Raw genomic sequence first — 20,194 nt, 5'->3', positions numbered from 1 at the left:
AAAGGTTACCCCGTTTAGAGAATTTTATTAACATAAATAAATTAGTTCGTTTCTCCATGGGTAACCTTTCTATTATGTAATTTATTCTAGCGAAATAATCCACTCTATCATCTCATCTAGTTTTTCTGCCGGCACTAAATTCCCTGGCATTACACCCGCTCCGTTAACTAATACATCTCGTATTTCATCTGCACTTAATCGAGAATCAACGTTGATTAATTCTGGTCCTGAAGCCCCTTGATAATTTTCACCGTGACAATTAATACATCCAACCTGACTATATATTTCTTCAGGTGTTGCTTCTAGTAATGCCGCATCCGTGCCCCCTTCTCCGTCAGCCGCTTCATTACCTGAATAAACTCCAATTAATGATAATGCAAAAATTAGACCTACACCGAAAACCATAATTAATAGATACGGAAAAATTGCATTTCGTTTCATTTCCCACTCCCCTTTTGCGAGAATAATAAACAAAAAACATTTACAAACTATTCTTATTTTACTTTAAAATATGAATATTATAAAGCGTTTAGTGTATCGTTAGTTGATATTTCACAATTCTGTCAAATTATAATTTTTAGTATTTTAAGCGGGTAATTTGTTATATCATTTTTAGTATCTTTGTAATATTAACAGCCAATTTGTCTAGCAATTACCATTCTTTGTACTTCTGATGTACCTTCACCAATTTCTAACAATTTCGCATCACGCATATAACGTTCAACCTCATAATCACGCATATAACCGTATCCCCCATGGATTTGTACAGCCTGACTCGTAACTTCCATACAAATTTCAGAAGCATATAATTTACACATTGCCGCTTCCTTCGTGAATGGTCTTCCTTGATCCTTTAACCAAGCAGCTTTATATACCATATTCCGAGCTAATTCTAACTTCATCGCCATATCCGCTAATTTAAACTGGATTGCTTGAAATTTTGATAGTGACTTTCCGAATTGCTTCCGTTTTTTGGCATAATTTAATGATTTTTCATATGCTGCTTGAGCAATTCCAACCGCCATAGCTCCAATCCCTATTCTTCCACCGTCTAACGTAATTAAGAATTGTTTAAAACCTTCTCCACGTTTGCCTAAAACATTTTCCTGTGGAACTTTTACATTTTCTAGTACTAATTCCGTTGTATTAGAAGCGTTTAATCCCATTTTTTCGTAATTATCTATGATGGTAAATCCATCTGCATCCGTAGGTACTATTATTGCAGTAATCTCCTTTTTCTCCTCTTTACGATTAGTTACAGCCGTCAAAGCTAAAAATTTTGCGTAACTTGCATTTGTTATGAAACATTTATTACCATTTATAATAAAGCTATCTCCTTCTTCAATAGCCGTAGTTTGTGTTCCTCCAGCATCGGAACCTGCTTCCGGTTCCGTTAAACCAAAAGCACCTAACGATTCTCCTGTACAAAGAGGTAGCAAGTATTTTTCTTTTTGTTCTTCAGTTCCGAACATATTTATTGGTGCGGCACCTAATGAAATATGCGCAGAATAAGTAATTCCTGTAGAGGCACACGCTTTACTTAACTCTTCAACTACAATAGCAAAGCTTATCGTATCACTACCGCCACCACCATATTTTTCTGGAAATGGCAGCCCCATCATACCAAGTTTGGCAAGTTTCTGAAATATTTCTTGCGGGAATTTTTTAGAACGGTCTCGCTCTATTGCCCCTTTTGCTACTTCCTCCTTGGCAAATTCGCGAATTGTTTTTTTGATTAATTCCTGTTCGCTTGTTAAATCCCAATTCATATTTTCTCCCCCTTTTGAAAAAGTAAATGATAGTTATAAAACTTGTTACTATTGATTTTAGAATATTTTAAATGTATAATCAATTTATAAAGTTAGTTCAAGAGCAATTTGCAAATTGGATTACATTTATTTAAAATAGATGTTGAAAGCGGTTAACTTTTTTAACATAATTTTTTTGTATTGAAAAAGGAAAATAAAAAAGGTTTGCCAATTTGACAAACCTAATAAAAGTAATACTTATTATTCTAAAAAGTCTTTTAATCGTTTACTACGACTTGGATGTCTTAATTTCCGTAATGCTTTCGCTTCTATTTGACGAATCCGCTCACGGGTAACACCGAATACTTTACCTACTTCTTCTAAAGTACGTGTACGACCGTCATCTAAACCAAAGCGTAAACGTAATACATTTTCTTCGCGGTCAGTTAATGTATCAAGGACATCCTCTAGTTGTTCTTTTAACATTTCATATGCTGCGTGATCTGCCGGTGAAGTTGCCTCATGGTCTTCAATAAAATCACCTAAATGAGAGTCGTCTTCTTCACCAATAGGTGTTTCTAATGAAACAGGTTCTTGAGCTATTTTTAATATTTCGCGTACTTTTTCTGGAGTTAAATCCATTTCTTCAGCAATTTCTTCTGGTGTCGGTTCACGCCCTAAATCCTGAAGTAATTGGCGTTGAACGCGAACTAACTTATTAATTGTTTCAACCATATGAACTGGGATACGGATTGTTCTTGCTTGGTCTGCAATTGCTCTAGTGATTGCTTGGCGAATCCACCAAGTTGCATAAGTACTGAACTTAAATCCTTTTTTATAGTCGAATTTTTCAACAGCTTTAATTAAGCCCATATTTCCTTCTTGAATTAAATCTAAGAACAACATACCGCGACCAACGTATCTTTTAGCAATGGAAACAACGAGACGTAAGTTAGCTTCAGCAAGTCGTCTTTTTGCTTCTTCGTCGCCTTGTGCAATACGTTCAGCTAAAGCAATCTCTTCTTCTGGTGTAAGAAGGTCTACACGACCGATTTCTTTTAAGTACATTCGAACTGGGTCATTAATTTTCACCCCAGGTGGAACACTTAAATCATTTAAATCGAATTCTTCTTCATTGTCCGTATCATCATCGGATTCTGTATCGGTTGAATCTTGTTCAACTAACTGAATCCCTTGTTCAGTTAATTGATCATAAAATTCATCCATTTGATCGGCATCAAGTTCAAATTTACTTAACTTTTCTGCAATTGTATCATAAGAAAGGGATCCTTTCTCTTTCCCTAATGCCATAATTTGTTCTTTAACTTGTTCTAGTGTTTGGTCTACTTCAATCTCTTTGGAACGTGCTGACTTTTCAGCCATTGGTTCCCCTCCTTCCAACATTTAAAGCGACTTTTTTAAATTAATAATTTCTTTATAAATTTCAGCAGCTTTTAAATAATCTTTTTCTCGTTCTGCTTTTTTTCCTTCTTCTATTTTTTCTTTTAATTTGAGCTCATGATGGTATTTAGATATTTGTTTTATATAATCTTGAAACTCTTTTTCAGAAATTTCATCAGCAATACTCATCATACCAATTTCAGCCACTATATTTTTTAAATGTATATCTTGAATGAAATTTAAGAAATTACTTAAATCTGGTAGGTTTCCTTCTTCATAATATGCATAAAGATAAGTAACAATTGCTTGGTGCTCATCTATATGGAATGGTATAGATTGGAGTGCATCTTGAACTTTCATAGAAAATGATAAACTTTTTAACATATGTGCAATTAATAACCTCTCAGCGTTATAATATGCAGGAGGTAATTTTTTATCCTGCTTTATTACCGACAGATTTTGCTGTCTCTTTTCTTTGCCCTTCGGTAAATCTTTCCTAATTGAATAATAAATTTTACGTTGTTGCTGTTTTAAAGCATCGATTGATAGGGAGAATTCATCAGCAAGTTGTCGCAAGTATATATCTCGCTCAATTGGATTATCCAACTTACTAATTTCCTCTAATACCTTTTCGATATAATCAAGTCGATCTCCTTCATTATCGAGATTTTTTCCAGTGCGGAAAAACCTCATTTTAAAGGACATAAAAGTAATACTTCCACTTATGACTTCATTTTTAAAAAGTTCAGGCCCATTTTTAATGATGTATTCATCTGGGTCTTTACCATCTGGTATTATAGCTACCCGGACATCACAACCAGCACCTGCAAGCATTTCACCTGCTTTTAAAGTCGCAGTTTGTCCCGCTGTATCCGCATCAAAACATAAAATGACATTGTCCGTATTTCTTTTGATCAAATGAATATGTTCATCCGTTAAAGCTGTTCCCATCGTACCTATTCCATTTTCTACTCCGGCACCAAAAGCAGCTATACAATCAGCAAACCCTTCGAAAAGGACAACTGCTTGTTTCTTGCGTATCGCAGCTCGGGCATTATGGAAGTTGTACAAAGTTTTACTTTTTTGAAAGATTGGTGATTCGGGACTATTTAAATACTTTGGTTGACCTTCACCTAAAATCCGACCTGAAAAGGCAACAGTATTACCTTTATAATCAGATATCGGAAAAATGATACGTCCACGAAATCGATCAAAATAATTGTTATTTCTTTCACCACGAATAATAAGTCCGGCTTTTTCAAGTAAGTGTTCGTCAAAGCCTTTTGCCTTTAAAAACTTTAAACTTGCATCCCACTCATCTAAGCAATAACCGATTTGAAAGTAATCAATCATTTCTCTTGTGAAATTTCGTTTATGCAAGTATTCAAATGCTTCTTGACCCTTATTTGTATTAACAAGTATATGATGATAAAACTGTTTTAGGAGCTCATGTGCTTTTATCATCTTTTCGGCTTCAGTTGGCATCCGACTTTCATTTATCGTAGGATTAATTGCCAATTGAATATTTGCCTTTTCAGCTAATCGGCTTGCAGCTTCTTGGAATGATATACCTTCAATATCCATTAAAAAAGAAAACACATTGCCCCCTGCATGACAGCCAAAACAATGATAGATTTGCTTTTCTGGAGAAACTGAAAATGAAGGTGAATTCTCACTATGAAATGGACAAATACCGAAATAATTGCGTCCTTGTTTTTTCAGCTGAACATATTCACTGACAATATCAACGATGTCAATGGACTGTCTTATTTCATTAATTTTCTCCTTGGGAATACGTTCTACCATGAGAACATCTCCATCCATAAATATATATTCGCTTTTTAATTTGAAACTCCTTCAAAATTCGACAAAAATTTATATAAAATGATAATAATTTTTATGTAACGTTAAATCTTTGCAAATAACTTATTCTACATCACTCCACATAATCCTTCTTTTAAAGACATTTTTCATAAATTCGAAAAATATACAAAACAAAAAATTTGTCGAATAATTTTTATTGCGTTAACTTGACATTCTACAATAAATAGTCTATTCTAATACCCTTCAATCTAAACCTCTTTTTAAGATTTTTTCATACAATTTTTTATTATAATATATTTACTAGTATTTTTCCATAAAAATGTTTAAAACAAGAAAAAGGGTTGTCTAAAAATTAAACAACCTTTTCTCTGCAAATTTTTCTCTTATTTTTTATTTTTGGTTAATAAATCAATGATATAGTTTGCTGTTTCTTCAACTGCTTTATTTGTAACATCTACTACATGACAGCCAATTTTATCTACAACTTTTTCAAAATATTCAAGTTCCCTCTTTATGCGCTCTAAATTAGCATAATAAGCTGACTCATCAAGACCGAGTGACAACAATCTTTCTTTTCGAATATACGCTAATTTTTCAGGGCTAATTTTTAAACCAATACATTTTTTTGGATCGATTTTTTCAAGTTCTTCTGGAGGATCCACTTCAGGAACGATTGGAACGTTTGCAACTTTTAATCGTTTTAAAGCTAAAAATTGAGATAATGGTGTTTTAGAAGTACGGGAAACACCAATTAATACAATATCAGCCTTTAAAATACCGTTCGGATCCTTCCCATCGTCATATTTAACAGCGAATTCAATCGCTTCGATTTTTTTAAAATAATCTTCATCTAGTCTTCGGACAAGACCTGGTTCATTTTTTGGTTCTAGCCCAGATATTTCTTGAAATTTATCTAATAATGGACCTAGTACATCAAATGCAAATATATTCTCAGCTGATGCCCTTTTTACTAAATAACGACGCATTTCAGGTTTTACTAACGTAAAAACGATAATTCCTTGATTCATTTTAGCAAGGGATATAACTTCATCAATTGTACCAGTATCTTCTACGAAGGGAACTCTGCGCATCTCGACCTTCGAACCGTTAAATTGACTCATCGCTGCTTTCGTTACTAATTCAACTGTTTCCCCAACTGAATCACTTACAATGTATATTGGCGGTCTTGCCATCTGTCTAGTCATCTCCTTAACTACTCATTTTTGAATAAATCGACGAATGCTTTTGTAATATTCGATTTCGTCACTCTCCCGATTACTTCTAATCCTTCAGCCGTCTCTCTTACGATTGGTAACGCATCAATTTGTTTTTCAATTAATTTTTCTGCAACTTCGATTAATAAATCTTCATTTTTACAAGTAGTAATATTTGGCATTCTAGTCATAATAATATGTACAGGAACAGTATTTAAATCTTGCTTACCGATACTCGCTCTTAAACAATCTTTCCTTGATAGAACACCCGCCAATAAATTATTATCATCTACAACGAATAACGTACCAACATCTTCTAAAAACATTTGTACAATCGCATCGTAGATTGATACATTTTCATTTACAACAACTGGAATTGATTTATATTCATTAACTTTTATCTTATTTATACTTTCTGATAATAATTGAGTACTACTTTTGCCAGTATAAAAATAACCGACCCTTGGTCTTGCATCTAAAAAACCTGCCATTGTTAATATAGCTAAGTCCGGCCTTAAAGTTGCCCGGGTTAAATTTAAACGATCAGCAATTTTTTCTCCAGTTATTGGTCCTTTTTCTTTTACAATTTCGATAATTTTCTCTTGACGTTCACTCAGTTCGATCGTTCTCACCACCTAATCCAAGATAATAATATATAACATATACATTAATATTATATACTATTTTCTTGCGAATCAAAAATAATGTTATCACATATAAGGTATAATAATTACTAAATTTTTAATCATGTATCTTTAAGCTTATCTAATTGTTGTAAAAATCGTTTTGTTTTTAAATATAATCCTGAGTATTCGTCATAATAAGCATTAATACATAATTCTAATTCATTCTTTGTTTTATCTTTCACATTAATGGACCCGAGTCTACTTAAATCAAAGTGATAAAATAATCGTAAAAGCTTTAAGGTAACTTGTTGCACTTTTAAAGAATAAGGATCTTGGTGAGAACAGTTTTCACAAAGAATACCACCTTCTTTAATTGAAAATACAAAATGACCATTACTATTACCACATATTGCACAGTGATCAAGGGTGGGACGAAATCCAAAAACAGGTAACATTTTAACTTCAAAAATATTTTTCAAAATTTCAGGGTCATGTCCTTCTTCAATTGCTTTTATCGTCTGATAAAAAAGCTCAAACAAATAAGGGTTATTTACCCGATCCTCTGTCCCTTTTTCAAGCAATTCAGCTATGTAGGAAACATAAGATGTTAAGAATAGATCCTCTTTTATTCCTCGAAAGGTATCAATAATTTCACCTTGTTGAATCGTGGCAAGTCCAGAATTTCCCATCATACAAACAAAATGTCCATATGTAAAAGGCTGTGACACAGAGGCAAGCCGACTTTTCGGTTTTTTTGCCCCTTTAGCCACAGCACCGAACTTCCCTTTGTTTCTCGAAAATATCGTAATAATTTTATTCGACTCTCCATAGTCAACTGATCGAATCACTATACCTTCAATTTTTTCTATCAAAGAAGGTCACCTACTATTTATTTCGTAAAGGTTTTAGGCTATGTTACAGGAAGATTTGTATCTGCTAGTTCGCTTTCTTCATTCGGTGTTGCTTCCATTTCTTTTTCTAATTCCTTATAAAGAAGGTACGTATCAATATCTCCTGTTTGGGTAAAAACCTTCCAAGTAAAATGTAACATGGAAATCCCCACCTTTCAAATTTTTAAACTAGCTTTTTACCTAACCTAACTATATTTTTACCTGAGCTTTTAAAAACATGAAAAGAAGAATTTAACAATTTCAAATGACACAAATCCATATTCAGTTAAACCTAGAATTTAATTAATATTCATCCTCACGGTAGCCAAATTCTCGTAATAAATTAACTTTATCTCGCCAATCTTTTTGAACTTTGACCCATAATTCTAAAAACACTTTAGATCCAAGTAAATTTTCAATATCGATTCTTGCACGTCTACCAATTTCTTTTAACATTTTACCTTGTTTACCAATAACAATACCTTTTTGCGAATTTCTTTCGACAATAATCGCCGCCATTATATGAAGTGTTCCGTTATCTCTTTTGTCTATTTTCTCAATAATAACCGCGACAGAATGTGGTACTTCCTCCCTCGTTAAATGAAGTACTTTTTCACGTATTAATTCAGCGATGATAAATCGCTCTGGATGGTCCGTTACTTGATCACTTGGATAATATTGCGGACCTTCTGGCATATACTCTTTAATAACCTCTAATAATCTGTCTACATTATTACCTTGTAAAGCAGAAATCGGAATTATTTCTGCAAAATTATATTTATCTTTATATTGCCCAATAATTTCAATTAATTTGTCAGGATGAATTAAATCAATTTTATTAATGACAAGGAAAACATCTGTATTTACGCCTGTTAATTTTTCTAAGATGAATTGTTCTCCACGACCAAATTCTTCAGTAGCATTTATCATATACAAAATTAAATCCACTTCATTTAGCGTGTTAGTCGCAACTTTTACCATAAAATCGCCTAAACGGTGCTTCGGTTTATGAATTCCAGGAGTATCAATAAAAACTAATTGTGCATCGTCCATTGTTAATACACCTTGAATTGTATTCCGTGTTGTTTGTGCTTTATCGCTCATAATAGCAATTTTTTGACCGATGACATGGTTTAAAAATGTTGATTTACCTACATTTGGTCGGCCAATTATCGTTATAAATCCTGATTTAAATCTTTTTTCATTTTTATTCATTCATATCCTCCGCTTTAAACGCACCTGGTAGTAATTCTTTTACAGTAGTTTCAAGAATATCCCCATTTAAATTTGTCAAAATGACTTTCATGTCAGGTGGACATAATTCAGCCATTACTTGACGACAAGCACCACACGGAGGAACAGGACGATCGGAATCAGCAATTACAGCAATCATTTTAAAATTTTTATCTCCCTCTGAAACCGCTTTAAATAGCGCAGTTCGCTCTGCACAATTTGCCATACCGTAGGCAGCATTTTCAATATTACAACCTCTATATATTTTTCCATCTTCAGTAAGAAGAGCCGCTCCTACCGCAAAATTGGAATAAGGTACATACGCATAAGTTCGTGCGACTTTTGCTTCTTCTAGTAGTTGTTCTTTAGTCATATTTTTCTTCCCTTCTAAATCTTAATTTTATTTTACAATAAACTTCACAATTTGTTAATATTTATTTTTAGAAAATTCTATTTTTTACAAAAATAACCTTAAATAATTTTTGGCAAAAATATAATTAAACCAATTATCACAGTACAAATTGCAAATACAAGGCAAGCTGCAGCCGCAATATCTTTTGCTTGTTTTGCTAATGGATGATAATCCTCAGTAATTAAGTCAATCGTCCGTTCAATTGATGTGTTAATCAATTCTAAAACAATCATTATCCCAATTGTTAATATTAGTATAATCCATTCTAGTTTATGAAGTTTGAATAACGCACCTAATACAATTACGACCGCAGCGATTACGAAATGAATTTTTAAATTTCTTTCCTTTTTAAAAGCAGAAACAATTCCTTCAAAGGCATATTTAAATGATAAGAAGAAACTTTTCATCCTTAACAAATCCTTATCGGGTTAAACCGAATCGTCGTAATATTTCTTCCTGTCTGGAAAACATTTCTTTTTCTTCTTCAGCTGTTCCATGATCATAACCTAATAAATGAAGAAAACCATGAACAGATAGAAAACCGAGCTCACGCATAAAGGAATGTCCATATTCATTTGCTTGTTCTTTTACTTTAGGAATTGAAATAATAATATCACCTAAAATTCGGGGCATTGGGGGTGCCCCTTTTATTTCAATTTCTTCCTCTACGGATTCTTCTAAAGCAAAGGAAATTACATCTGTTGGACGATCGACGCCACGATACTCTTTATTAATTTCATGAATTTTTTCATTAGTAACGAAGGTTAAAGAAAGTTCACTTTTTTCCGTTATATTTTCCATCTCGGCTGCTAGTGTTAATAAATCTAATATTTGTTGAATTTGACCTTCTGTTAATTCACCGGTTTCATCGTTGTAATCAATTTCTAGCATTATTTTCACCTTTCTCTTTTATTTTCGGATATTCAATTCGATTATGAAAAATTCCATGTAGTGTTTCACATAGTGTTTGCTCAATAATTTTTAATTCTTTTAAAGTTAAATTAGACTCACTAAACTGATCATCTTTTAATTTGTCCTTAATTATATTTTTCACTAATGTTTCAATTTTTTCTTTATCAGGATTTTTCATCGAACGAACAGCCGCTTCAACACTATCGGCAATACTAATGATTGCTGTTTCTTTCGTTTGTGGTTTTGGACCAGGATAACGAAAGTCTTCTTCCCTAACTTCTTTACCACTTTCTTTAGCTTTATGGTAAAAATATTTTAATAAACTTGTTCCATGGTGTTGCATCGCAACATCGATAATTTCTTTCGGCATATGATGTTTCTTTAATATTTCTGCCCCATCTTTAGCATGGGCGATTATAATATCCCTGCTCGTTTCAGGTGGTAAATGATCATGCGGATTACCTGCATTCATTTGGTTTTCAATAAAGAAGTTCGGTCTTCTCGTCTTACCAATATCATGGTAATAACAAGCAACCCTTGCTAATAATCCATTTGCGCCAATCGCTTCACAAGCACTGTCAGCAAGATTTGCCACCATTACACTATGATGATACGTTCCTGGTGCTTCAGTTAAAATCTTTTTCAGTAATGGATGGTTCGGATTTGATAATTCAATGAGCTTCATTGTTGATAATATACCAAAACCAGCTTCAAAGAATGGTAAAAATCCAATTGTTAATACAGCAGAACTAATTCCAGAAAAGATTCCCATTGAACCGTATATTAAATATTGGCTCACAGAAAATTTCGTGTTCGGTATAAACAACATGGCAATAATCACTAAAATATTTATAGCAGAAACGAATAATCCAGCTTGGAAAATTTTAGAACGTTGGTTTTGATTAGACAAAAATGCAATTCCAGCTAATCCACTAAAAATAATGTAAATTGCTATTGTTAAATGAAATGAACCAGAAGACTGTCCATTAAAAATGACAGCAGCGGAAGTAGCTAAAACGATTGTTCCAATAATTCCTAAACGGTCATTTAACAATATCTTCATCAACATCGCACACAGAGCAGCAGGAAAAACAAAACTAATATCATATTGTTTAATCGGAATGGAACTAATCCCTTTCATTATGACGATTGAGGTTACAAGGATGACACTAAATATAATCAATTCTTTATGTGTAGTTTCGTTCCTGCGATTTTCATTGAAGTAAGAATAAATCACACCAATCAAGGCCGACACAAAAATTATTAAACCGATAAATGGCATATACGGGAAATCGGTATTCACCAAACCGATAAGTTCTAGTTGTTCCCATATTTTTTGGTTAACCAACTGGCCTTCTTCAACAATAATTTGTCCTTGGAGAATATAAACTGGATCTACGTTTTCTTCTGCCTGTTGACGCATTTCTTCTGTTTTTTCTGGATCATAGAAGTAGTTTTGTGTAATTGCATATCGCGCTAACTCAATTGTGGCAATTTTTAAGTTTTCAGGAATAGATACAAAACGTAGCTCTTCCTCTACTCTATCCCTAGCACTTTCCACTTCAGAGTTTAATATTTCTTTACTCATTACATTGTTTACTGCTGTAACAGCCGCATCTTTTGCAATTGTCAAATCTAGTTTATTACTATTTACTAATGTTTCTAATGTGGAGTTTGACAAGTCGACAATTACATTTTCCGTCAGTTTTTCCTTGAGCCAATCTACTTTTTCTTTTAATGTTGGACTTTTTACATCGAGCTCCTCTTCTGTATTTTCAACTTGAGATTGTATGTTTAATTCCATTAGTTCATCTTGTAATTCAATAGCAGAATCATAAATCGATCTAATTAAATCTACTCTATTTTGTCCAATTTCAGGTTTCAACACATATTGGGCTTCAACTTCATTTGCAGCTTCCTGTCTTGCCCTTTCCGTTGCATTTACATCTTCAATAGTAAATGGAGAACGAATTGTCTCTTTTGATGGTTCAAACTTAGTCACGTCTAAAACAATCGGTTTTACATTGTTATACATCGAACTAAAAAGAACTAAACCAATTATAAGAAAAATAATCCAATATGCAAATCTTCTATTCAAAAATTGCAATGTTTTTAACAACACTTTGTCGTTTTTCTTTTTTGTTCTATTCATTTTAATCCCACCTTACTTTTCATTAGGGGACAAGTCTTGTTATTATGTGTGCAAAGTATAACATAAACATGAATAAAAAAATTTTTTATTAATAAATTCGAAATATATTAAATATGTAGACGAATTAGAACGTGACTTCATGCTTCATCATACTTTATGTTCAATTTTACCAATTTTAATTACATTTTTCATCAATAATTGGAAAAATAAGCTAAGAGTAAATAAAATTTACAATATAGCGAAACAAAAAACCCACCTAATGGTGAGTTTTTTGTTCTTGTTATAACAGTATTTATTCATCGGACAGTTGTTCATCAAAAGCTTTAATAATTTTGGCAACAAGTGGATGTCGAACAACATCCGTTTCTTTTAAATAACAAAATCCGATTCCAGGGACATTTTTCAAAATTTGCTGAACCGAATATAAACCTGATTGTACACCTTTAGGTAAGTCAATTTGAGAAAGATCTCCCGTAATTACCATTTTCGAACCAAAACCTAATCGGGTTAAAAACATTTTCATTTGCGCATGAGTCGTGTTTTGCGCTTCATCTAAAATGACAAAGGCATCATCTAAAGTACGACCACGCATATAGGCTAATGGTGCTATTTCAATCACACCACGTTCAATTAATCGTTCTGTATGTTCTGTACCTAAAACATCATGTAACGCATCATACAATGGTCGTAAATAAGGGTCAACTTTTTCCTTTAAATCACCAGGTAAAAACCCTAAACTTTCCCCCGCTTCAACAGCTGGCCGGGTTAAAATAATTCGCTTAACCATATTATTTTTTAATGCGTGTACGGCAAGTACAACTGCAAGATATGTTTTTCCTGTTCCCGCAGGTCCAATACCAAAAACTAAATCAAATTTTCTTATCGTTTGAACATAGTCTCTTTGACCAAGAGTTTTTATACGGATTGGTTTACCTTTGGCATTTTTTGTTATTTCTTCTTTATATAAATCACTAAAATATTCAATTGTCCCTTTTTTCCCCATTTGGAGCGCAAGTGCAACATCTCGAGGGCTAATTGTAATCCCTTTTTGAATCATAGCATGTAAAGAGCGAATAACATCTGCCGCATGATTTACATTTTGTTCCTCACCAGATATTCTTACACTTTCTCCTCTCGTTGTGATCGAAACATTTAATTCAGTTTCAATCATCTTTAAATGACTGTCACCTGTTCCAAATAAGGTCATCGGATTTTCTAAATGGGTTAAGTGAAATTCCTGTGTATTCAAAAACGACAACACTCCTAATCTTCTCGTTCTTCTTCTATAATCGGTGCTTCTTTCGCAATGTTTTCGATTACATCGTAACTTATTAATAATTTTAATTTACCATTCTCTACCTTTTCATGCAAAATTTTTTCATCAATAATTTTTGCTTCTTCAGAGAATGATTTTTGTAAATCTTTTCTAGCTATTTCTTGTGCTAGTTTCTTCGCTTCTTTTGTGGAATAAGTTTTTTCATGAACTTCAACTTCTTTTATTGTTTTATTTGTAATACTGATAGGTAATTTCCATTTTAAAAATTGAAGTTCATGTTTATTTTCTTCTACTTGCTTATGTTTATATTTTGCACTAGAAAAGCCCCAAATTGGTATGGAAATGTTTCCAAAATCAATCGTTGTTCGTTTATTCTCTTTACCGGTTAATAACTCAAACTCTGTTGTTAAATCAACTTCTACTTCTGTCGTATACCACGTTTTCCCTAAAATTTCACCTTTTGCCGAAACTTTTTGCTTCGCATCTTCTCTACCAATTAAACCAGACACAAGTAATTGACCAGGTTTAACAAAATCGTTAATTGTAATAACCGGCTCTCCTTTTTCAACAAAATAATCAACGATGATTGCTTCCTTTTTCGCCACTAAATGTCGCGGGGATGTTTTTTTCACTTCATCAGGTTGTTCTTTTTCCACTACTTGGAAATGGTAGCTTGTCCCATTTAACTCAACACCAATCCATGTAACTTCTTCGTTCATAGCTGTTAGTTTTCTTTGAATTCCTTCCGGGTCATCGACAAGAAATTGAAAGCCACCGATTTTTACACCCATTTCTTTTAACTGTTTTACCATTTTATATTCTAAATCCGGGGAAGCCCCTTCTATTTCAACTTTCCAAATCATATTGGACAATATTATTATAATTATAAGTGCTATAAACACTCCTATAAAAATTCCAATATTTCTTCTGAATCTTTTTAGCCAAGATGGGAACCCAGCGCGTTTAATAAAACGTACCTTCACTCGATGAGTTCTAATAGCTTGACGTAATGATCGTATATCTTTAATAAACATTTGAAAGATGATTTCATTTTTCGACATTCGTTTAACATTCCATATCACGAGCCTCTGACGTATTAATTCGTTTATGATCCGCTCTCCACTAATTCCGATTAATTTTACTGTAACCGAGCCTAAAAGACGTTTAAACCATAAATTTTTCATACGTTCCTCCCACCATACCGTTCATTCATTTATATATAGGACTTGTTCTATTTTCCCTTCTAAAATTAATTCTTCTGGCCAAATCGTTTTAATTACAAAACCTTCGCCTTTTACTAATAACTGACCTTGACTCAATAACACTCTAACTTCTTTATCTGAAAAGGTTAGTAAACCTTTATGATTTTCTATATATACATGTAATTGTCCCACCATCGTAATACGGGGAAAGTCCATCATGACATCTTCAGGAAGATCCAGTTGCTTCGTTAACCAGCGTTGGATTTTCTGCTTCCACTTTTTAGCCAAAAAAAGAACCCCCTTTCATCTCATATTTATGAAATAAAAGGGGGGAATAGCACAATTTTTCCTATTTTTGATAAACATTTGAACGGTACGGTTTTTTAGATCGCGGAGGTCCAAGAACTTCAGACCAAATAATTCCTTGGGTAACGTTTTTTCTAGTTACTTTCGGTACTTTGATTACTTTATCTTCAGAACTTAACTGTTGAGTGATGCGATCAAATCGCACTAAATCTTGCTCCAATTGATTTTGTCTTGCTTGTAATTTCTTTTGCAATATTCTTTCCGCTTGAGCTAATTGTTCATCTACTTGTTCAACAACATCTACACTTTCTTCTTTTGTAATTGGTTGAACAGTTTCATGTTTTTTCTCTTGAGATTCAGGAAAATGATCTTCACGTTGTTCTTGTCTTCTTGACGGTCCAAACGCATCTTCTAATTCCCGTTTCAAGTCTTCAAATGGATTACGATTCCCGGAAAAAGGATCTCCGTCGCTACCGAAAGGAGGTGTTTTTTCTAACTCCTTAGTTGACGGCCTTGGCCGCGGAGATTGTTTCTCTGTCTTTTTCTTATCTCCTCCAATTAAGGACAGCAATCCACCGAGAATGACAATAATTAACGGGAAATTTTCTAATATAAAATCAAGCAAGTGGGAAGACCTCCCATCTTCTATTTATCTTTTTTATTATTGTTTTTATTATCGTTCATTTCTTCTCTTGTCGCACGACCAATTGAATTTCTCATTTCTGTATCAGCCATTATGTTCTTATAGTTCATATAATCCATAACACCTAAATTTCCTGATCTTAATGCTTCTGCCATTGCAAGTGGAACTTGAGATTCAGCTTCCACAACTTTAGCACGCATCTCTTGCACCCGTGCAACCATTTCTTGTTCAGCGGCAACGGCCATCGCACGACGTTCCTCTGCTTTTGCTTGCGCAATGTTTTTATCAGCTTCCGCTTGGTCTGTTTGTAAAATCGCACCAATGTTTTTACCGATATCTACATCAGCAATATCAATAGATAGAATCTCAAACGCAGTTCCTGCATCAAGACCTTTTTTCAATACCGTTTGCGAGATCATATCAGGATTTTCTAGTACCTCTTTATGATTTTTTGATCCACCAATCGTGGAAACAATCCCTTCACCTACACGGGCGATAATTGTTTCTTCACCAGCACCACCGACTAAACGATCAATATTCGCTCGAACTGTAATTCTCGCTTTAGCTTTTACTTCAATACCATCGAGAGCAACACCAGATATATATGGAGTTTCAATAACCTTCGGGTTAACACTCATTTGTACAGCTTCAAATACGTCACGACCTGCTAAGTCAATAGCCGCACAACGTTCGAAGGATAATTCAATATTTGCTCGATGGGCAGCAATTAACGCATTAACGACACGATCAACGTTACCTCCTGCTAAGTAATGACTTTCCAATTGATTATTAGTAACACTTAAACCTGCTTTATGAGCTTTAATGAGTGGATTAACAATTCGCCCAGGGATAACCCTACGTAATCGCATACCAACTAAAGTAAAAATACTAATACGAACACCTGCCGCTAGGGCACTAATCCAGAGCATCACTGGGATGAAGGATAAAAAGAAAATAAGTAAAATAATTATACCTGCAAGTATAATGAGGGTAAATAAATCAATTCCTGCAATTTGCATTAAATTAACCTCCTAAATTTAATATTTAAAACCAATGTGGTTTGTAAATTACTCTTTTACTTGGCGTACAATTACCCGCACACCTTCTACTTTAATAACCACCACTTTATCACCACTATTGATAAAGCCACCTTCAGATACTGCATCGATTCGTTCATTATCGATGATAATTGTACCAGATGGTCTAAGAGGAGTTAAAGCTGTACCTTCTTTATTTAACAAATCTGTTCTTGATTCATTGGATACATACCCTTTTTCTGTACTTGTTGCATCTCGGAGGACTAAATTGTCAAAAATTCGAACTCTTTTCTTGAAAAATTTCATAAATATCACCATCACTATAATTGCAAAAGTTATAGCAATTCCTAAGCTAATTCCCATTTGGATAAGACTTTCACCTGTCAGTAAAATTGATAATATAACTAGGCCAAGGCCGATAAAACCAACGATACCTCCAGGGATGAAAAATTCCAATAGGATGAGCGCTACACCTAGTATAAATAAGATAAGCGATTCATAACCAGCTAATCCTGCTATATAATGACCATAAAAGAATAGAAGGAATGAACTAATACCAATCATACCTGGTAACCCAAAACCAGGCGAATATAATTCAAGGACTAAACCTAAACTTCCAAGTGTTAATAATAAGGAAGTAATAATAGGATTTGTGATAAATTCCGCAATTCGTTCCGATACAGTTTTATCAATGATTTCCAGGTCGGCATGCTGTAATTCTATTACCTGTAGCAGTTCATCTTTAGAACCAACTATACCTTCCGCATATCCAACTTTTACAGCATCGGTTGCAGTCAATGTGAGGAATTCACCTTTTTCTTTACCAAGCTCAGGGATTTCTACCGATTCATCAGCCATTGCTACCGCATAAATCGGATCTCTTCCACCTTGTTCGGCAGCTGAACGCATCGCTGCAATCCATGCACTTTGCGCCTTTTTATCTGCAGCATTTCCGTCTTGTGTTATGACTCCAGCTGCACCAATATTCCCTGATGGCACCATATAAATTTCATCCATGTTTAATGAAATATACGCTCCTGCAGAAAGGGCATTATGATTAATAAAGGCAATGGTTGTTACCTTCGTATCTCCTAATAGCTTGGCAATATCTTGAGCAGCAGCTACGACGCCTCCAGGTGTATGAATTTCAAAAATTATAGCTTTCGCATTATTCTCCTCTGCTGTAGTAATTGCCCGTTTTAAGTACTCGGTAAGTCCGTCCGTTACTTCACTATCTATCTTAGCATAATAAACAAGGTCATTGTCACCGCTTACTTGATTAATTGGAATTAATGATAGAGGAATAAAATATAGCAAGAAAATAACAGCAAATAGTTTTTTACTAAATTTTCGCAAACGTTGTCCTCCCTACATAAAGTTTAATACTTATACGTTTAAGAAAATGACTTAGTTTCAAAAAATATGTAAAAAAAAATGAAAAATATTTGTTGATTATGTCCACTAATTAAACTTCATTTTGAAAATTTATACTTTTTTCCTTTAAAAAAGGGCTGACAAAACCTTGTCAGACCCTGTTTTTCGTAATTAAAATTATAGGAATTCTAAGCTAACGCTTGAACAACAAGTTTATTTACTAATGAGCCATCGGCTTTACCTTTTACTTTCGGCATCACGACGCCCATAACTTTTCCCATATCAGCTTTTGAAGTTGCTCCAACTTGTTGAATCGCTTCTTGAATGATTGTTTTAAGTTCATCTTCACTTAATTGTTCAGGTAAATATTTTTCAACGTAAGTAAGTTCTGTTTGTATTTTTTCAACCAAGTCAGAACGACCGGCGCTTTCGAATTCACGGAGGGAATCTTTTCGTTGCTTTACTTCACGAGATAGAACAGTTAGCTCTTCGTCTTCTTTTAAATCCCTACCAAGCTTTATCGCTTCGTTTTGTAAAGAAGATTTAATCATACGAATAACGGAAAGTTTATCTTTTTCCTTATTTTTCATAGCTACTTTCATATCTTCGTTTAAACGTTCAAGAAGACTCATAATCGTTTACACCCTCTTAAAATTTCTTACGTTTCCTTGCAGCTTCAGACTTTTTCTTACGTCTTACGCTTGGCTTCTCGTAAAATTCACGTTTTCTTATTTCTTGTAATGTACCCGTTTTTGATACTTGACGTTTGAAACGACGTAATGCATCATCAAGGGATTCATTTTTACGAACAACTGTTTTTGACATATCTTTCCCTCCCTCCGAACAAAACACCTTACAATTACCATGGAAAATTCCATGTACTTCAAAAGTATAATAAAAAAATTTACTTTGGTCAACCATTGTAAAAAGAATTTTTAAACTCATTTTTTGAAATAAACCTCATAAGATGAATTGAGGTGAGGACAAGTTGTCGTTTTTATTTTTTGTTTTATATTTAAGTTTATTTCTCGGTGGCATGTATATAATGCGTCTTGGACTGAAGACAGTATCACAACAAAAGCTTAGTGAATGGCTGTTAAAATTTACTTCTTCTCCTGTTTCTGGACTTATTTTCGGGACGATTTTTACCATACTTTTACAATCAAGTTCTGCTGTTATGATTATTACAGTCGGATTTGTCTCTGCCAGTCTCGTTTCTTTTAAACAATCGATTGGAATAATATTAGGTACGAATATCGGAACAACGGCGACATTAGAATTTTTAGCTTTCGGGACAGAACAATTAATTATTCCGCTACTAATTATAGGAAGTTTGTGTATTTTACTTCCAGTACGAAAAATTCGGAGTATCGGGTTATTTTTTTATGGGTTAGGGGCAATTTTCATGGCCTTGTTTGGATTTGAACGATTAGCAGCACCTTTAGCGGAAAGTAAGGTGATTGGTCCATTTCTATTATCTTTAGAAGAAAATATATTATTAGGTGTGTTGGCAGGATGTATTATGACCGCAATTATTCAATCAAGTACAGCAATGACTGGGATTGCGATGGGGTTTTTACAAGCAAATGCAATAAGCTTACCAGTCGCAATTGCTGTTATGCTCGGTTCAAACATTGGGACATGCCTTGATGCGTATATCGCCAGTTTAGGAGGAGGAAAAGAAGCAAGAATGACAGCTTGGGCCCATATTTGGTTAAATGTGTTAGGTGTTCTTATTTTTATTCCTCTTATAACCTTATTTGCACGGATTGTTGCAAATCTAGCTTCTTCACCTGATAACCAATTAGCCCATGCAAGCGTACTCTTTAACGTCGTTGTATCTCTATTATTTTTACCCTTCGTAGATCAATTCGCTCGTTTCATTAAAAGGGTTCATGGGTAATTTACAATGTTATAGCAGCGGAAACTTAGATATTAGTGTCT

22 protein-coding genes are annotated in these 20,194 nt (G+C 33.8%); 1 reads left to right on the top strand and 21 read right to left on the bottom strand.

The annotated features are described in order from the left end of the window. Nucleotides 1-81: 81 nt before the first annotated feature. From cccA to rpsU, 21 genes are all read right to left on the bottom strand, one after another. A complete protein-coding gene (gene cccA / locus GW534_RS12295; RefSeq protein ID WP_161921313.1) occupies nt 82-441 on the bottom strand; it encodes a cytochrome c550 in 360 nt (119 codons plus the stop codon). 188 nt (nt 442-629) lie between these two features. After that, nucleotides 630-1,769: an acyl-CoA dehydrogenase family protein gene (locus GW534_RS12290; RefSeq protein WP_161921312.1), complete on the bottom strand. Its 1,140-nt coding sequence runs from the start codon at nt 1,767-1,769 to the stop codon at nt 630-632. A gap of 240 nt (nt 1,770-2,009) precedes the next feature. Further along, the gene (rpoD, locus tag GW534_RS12285; RefSeq protein WP_161921311.1) at nt 2,010-3,131 is read right to left on the bottom strand and encodes an RNA polymerase sigma factor RpoD; all 1,122 of its coding nucleotides are present in this window, start codon (nt 3,129-3,131) and stop codon (nt 2,010-2,012) included. A 21-nt stretch (nt 3,132-3,152) separates the two neighbouring features. After that, nucleotides 3,153-4,955, bottom strand: coding sequence for a DNA primase (dnaG, locus tag GW534_RS12280; RefSeq protein WP_161921310.1), 1,803 nt, complete (start codon nt 4,953-4,955; stop codon nt 3,153-3,155). A 401-nt stretch (nt 4,956-5,356) separates the two neighbouring features. Beyond that, nucleotides 5,357-6,166: a pyruvate, water dikinase regulatory protein gene (locus tag GW534_RS12275; protein ID WP_161921309.1), complete on the bottom strand. Its 810-nt coding sequence runs from the start codon at nt 6,164-6,166 to the stop codon at nt 5,357-5,359. A gap of 20 nt (nt 6,167-6,186) precedes the next feature. Continuing rightward, nucleotides 6,187-6,822: a helix-turn-helix transcriptional regulator gene (locus tag GW534_RS12270; protein WP_161921308.1), complete on the bottom strand. Its 636-nt coding sequence runs from the start codon at nt 6,820-6,822 to the stop codon at nt 6,187-6,189. 110 nt (nt 6,823-6,932) lie between these two features. Beyond that, the gene (gene recO / locus GW534_RS12265; RefSeq protein WP_161921307.1) at nt 6,933-7,685 is read right to left on the bottom strand and encodes a DNA repair protein RecO; all 753 of its coding nucleotides are present in this window, start codon (nt 7,683-7,685) and stop codon (nt 6,933-6,935) included. A gap of 38 nt (nt 7,686-7,723) precedes the next feature. Then, the gene (locus GW534_RS12260; protein WP_161921306.1) at nt 7,724-7,864 is read right to left on the bottom strand and encodes a YqzL family protein; all 141 of its coding nucleotides are present in this window, start codon (nt 7,862-7,864) and stop codon (nt 7,724-7,726) included. Nucleotides 7,865-8,006: 142 nt separating this feature from the next. Then, nucleotides 8,007-8,918: a GTPase Era gene (gene era / locus GW534_RS12255; protein WP_161921305.1), complete on the bottom strand. Its 912-nt coding sequence runs from the start codon at nt 8,916-8,918 to the stop codon at nt 8,007-8,009. After that, nucleotides 8,911-9,309 carry a cytidine deaminase gene (locus GW534_RS12250; protein ID WP_161921304.1) on the bottom strand — a complete coding sequence of 133 codons (399 nt, stop codon included), beginning with the start codon at nt 9,307-9,309 and terminating at the stop codon, nt 8,911-8,913. The genes era and GW534_RS12250 overlap by 8 nt, the downstream gene beginning before the upstream one ends. A 98-nt stretch (nt 9,310-9,407) precedes the next feature. Continuing rightward, on the bottom strand, nt 9,408-9,755 hold the full coding sequence (locus tag GW534_RS12245) for a diacylglycerol kinase family protein (protein ID WP_161921303.1): 348 nt from the start codon (nt 9,753-9,755) through the stop codon (nt 9,408-9,410). A gap of 13 nt (nt 9,756-9,768) precedes the next feature. Continuing rightward, nucleotides 9,769-10,242, bottom strand: coding sequence for an rRNA maturation RNase YbeY (ybeY, locus tag GW534_RS12240; RefSeq protein ID WP_161921317.1), 474 nt, complete (start codon nt 10,240-10,242; stop codon nt 9,769-9,771). Next, nucleotides 10,226-12,412 (bottom strand): HD family phosphohydrolase, encoded by a 2,187-nt coding sequence (locus GW534_RS12235; protein ID WP_246204123.1) that lies wholly within the window; start codon nt 12,410-12,412, stop codon nt 10,226-10,228. Before GW534_RS12235 ends, ybeY begins: the two co-directional genes overlap by 17 nt. Before the next feature lie 292 nt (nt 12,413-12,704). Beyond that, nucleotides 12,705-13,619 (bottom strand): PhoH family protein, encoded by a 915-nt coding sequence (locus GW534_RS12230; RefSeq protein ID WP_161921316.1) that lies wholly within the window; start codon nt 13,617-13,619, stop codon nt 12,705-12,707. A gap of 56 nt (nt 13,620-13,675) precedes the next feature. Further along, nucleotides 13,676-14,872 (bottom strand): sporulation protein YqfD, encoded by a 1,197-nt coding sequence (gene yqfD / locus GW534_RS12225; protein ID WP_161921302.1) that lies wholly within the window; start codon nt 14,870-14,872, stop codon nt 13,676-13,678. 21 nt (nt 14,873-14,893) lie between these two features. Beyond that, nucleotides 14,894-15,178 (bottom strand): sporulation protein YqfC, encoded by a 285-nt coding sequence (yqfC, locus tag GW534_RS12220; protein WP_161921301.1) that lies wholly within the window; start codon nt 15,176-15,178, stop codon nt 14,894-14,896. A gap of 61 nt (nt 15,179-15,239) precedes the next feature. After that, nucleotides 15,240-15,821 carry a hypothetical protein gene (locus GW534_RS12215; RefSeq protein WP_161921300.1) on the bottom strand — a complete coding sequence of 194 codons (582 nt, stop codon included), beginning with the start codon at nt 15,819-15,821 and terminating at the stop codon, nt 15,240-15,242. 20 nt (nt 15,822-15,841) lie between these two features. Next, nucleotides 15,842-16,858, bottom strand: coding sequence for a flotillin-like protein FloA (floA, locus tag GW534_RS12210; RefSeq protein WP_202630921.1), 1,017 nt, complete (start codon nt 16,856-16,858; stop codon nt 15,842-15,844). Between the two features lie 48 nt (nt 16,859-16,906). Then, nucleotides 16,907-18,232: an NfeD family protein gene (locus GW534_RS12205; protein ID WP_161921299.1), complete on the bottom strand. Its 1,326-nt coding sequence runs from the start codon at nt 18,230-18,232 to the stop codon at nt 16,907-16,909. 206 nt (nt 18,233-18,438) lie between these two features. Then, entirely contained in the window at nt 18,439-18,882 is a 444-nt protein-coding gene (locus GW534_RS12200) for a GatB/YqeY domain-containing protein (protein WP_161921298.1), read from the bottom strand. A 16-nt stretch (nt 18,883-18,898) separates the two neighbouring features. Beyond that, on the bottom strand, nt 18,899-19,075 hold the full coding sequence (gene rpsU, locus GW534_RS12195) for a 30S ribosomal protein S21 (RefSeq protein WP_161921297.1): 177 nt from the start codon (nt 19,073-19,075) through the stop codon (nt 18,899-18,901). Nucleotides 19,076-19,238: 163 nt separating this feature from the next. Here rpsU and GW534_RS12190 point away from each other — a divergent pair, with 163 nt between their 5' ends. After that, nucleotides 19,239-20,153 (top strand): Na/Pi symporter, encoded by a 915-nt coding sequence (locus GW534_RS12190; RefSeq protein WP_246204121.1) that lies wholly within the window; start codon nt 19,239-19,241, stop codon nt 20,151-20,153. Nucleotides 20,154-20,194: the final 41 nt, after the last annotated feature.

The organism is Pallidibacillus pasinlerensis, assembly GCF_009996845.1.
Taxonomy (GTDB): domain Bacteria; phylum Bacillota; class Bacilli; order Bacillales; family Caldibacillaceae; genus Pallidibacillus; species Pallidibacillus pasinlerensis.
The sequence above is the reverse complement of the archived record's forward strand: the minus strand, read 5'-3'. Positions and strand labels throughout refer to the sequence as shown.

What these genes read in the sequence shown, in the direction of transcription:
- cccA (WP_161921313.1), bottom strand. Translation starts at nt 441, where the DNA reads ATGAAACGAAATGCAATTTTTCCGTATCTATTAATTATGGTTTTCGGT.
- GW534_RS12290 (WP_161921312.1), bottom strand. Translation starts at nt 1,769, where the DNA reads ATGAATTGGGATTTAACAAGCGAACAGGAATTAATCAAAAAAACAATT.
- rpoD (WP_161921311.1), bottom strand. Translation starts at nt 3,131, where the DNA reads ATGGCTGAAAAGTCAGCACGTTCCAAAGAGATTGAAGTAGACCAAACA.
- dnaG (WP_161921310.1), bottom strand. Translation starts at nt 4,955, where the DNA reads ATGGTAGAACGTATTCCCAAGGAGAAAATTAATGAAATAAGACAGTCC.
- GW534_RS12275 (WP_161921309.1), bottom strand. Translation starts at nt 6,166, where the DNA reads ATGGCAAGACCGCCAATATACATTGTAAGTGATTCAGTTGGGGAAACA.
- GW534_RS12260 (WP_161921306.1), bottom strand. Translation starts at nt 7,864, where the DNA reads ATGTTACATTTTACTTGGAAGGTTTTTACCCAAACAGGAGATATTGAT.
- era (WP_161921305.1), bottom strand. Translation starts at nt 8,918, where the DNA reads ATGAATAAAAATGAAAAAAGATTTAAATCAGGATTTATAACGATAATT.
- GW534_RS12250 (WP_161921304.1), bottom strand. Translation starts at nt 9,309, where the DNA reads ATGACTAAAGAACAACTACTAGAAGAAGCAAAAGTCGCACGAACTTAT.
- GW534_RS12245 (WP_161921303.1), bottom strand. Translation starts at nt 9,755, where the DNA reads ATGAAAAGTTTCTTCTTATCATTTAAATATGCCTTTGAAGGAATTGTT.
- GW534_RS12235 (WP_246204123.1), bottom strand. Translation starts at nt 12,412, where the DNA reads ATGAATAGAACAAAAAAGAAAAACGACAAAGTGTTGTTAAAAACATTG.
- GW534_RS12230 (WP_161921316.1), bottom strand. Translation starts at nt 13,619, where the DNA reads ATGACCTTATTTGGAACAGGTGACAGTCATTTAAAGATGATTGAAACT.
- yqfD (WP_161921302.1), bottom strand. Translation starts at nt 14,872, where the DNA reads ATGAAAAATTTATGGTTTAAACGTCTTTTAGGCTCGGTTACAGTAAAA.
- floA (WP_202630921.1), bottom strand. Translation starts at nt 16,858, where the DNA reads ATGCAAATTGCAGGAATTGATTTATTTACCCTCATTATACTTGCAGGT.
- GW534_RS12200 (WP_161921298.1), bottom strand. Translation starts at nt 18,882, where the DNA reads ATGAGTCTTCTTGAACGTTTAAACGAAGATATGAAAGTAGCTATGAAA.
- rpsU (WP_161921297.1), bottom strand. Translation starts at nt 19,075, where the DNA reads ATGTCAAAAACAGTTGTTCGTAAAAATGAATCCCTTGATGATGCATTA.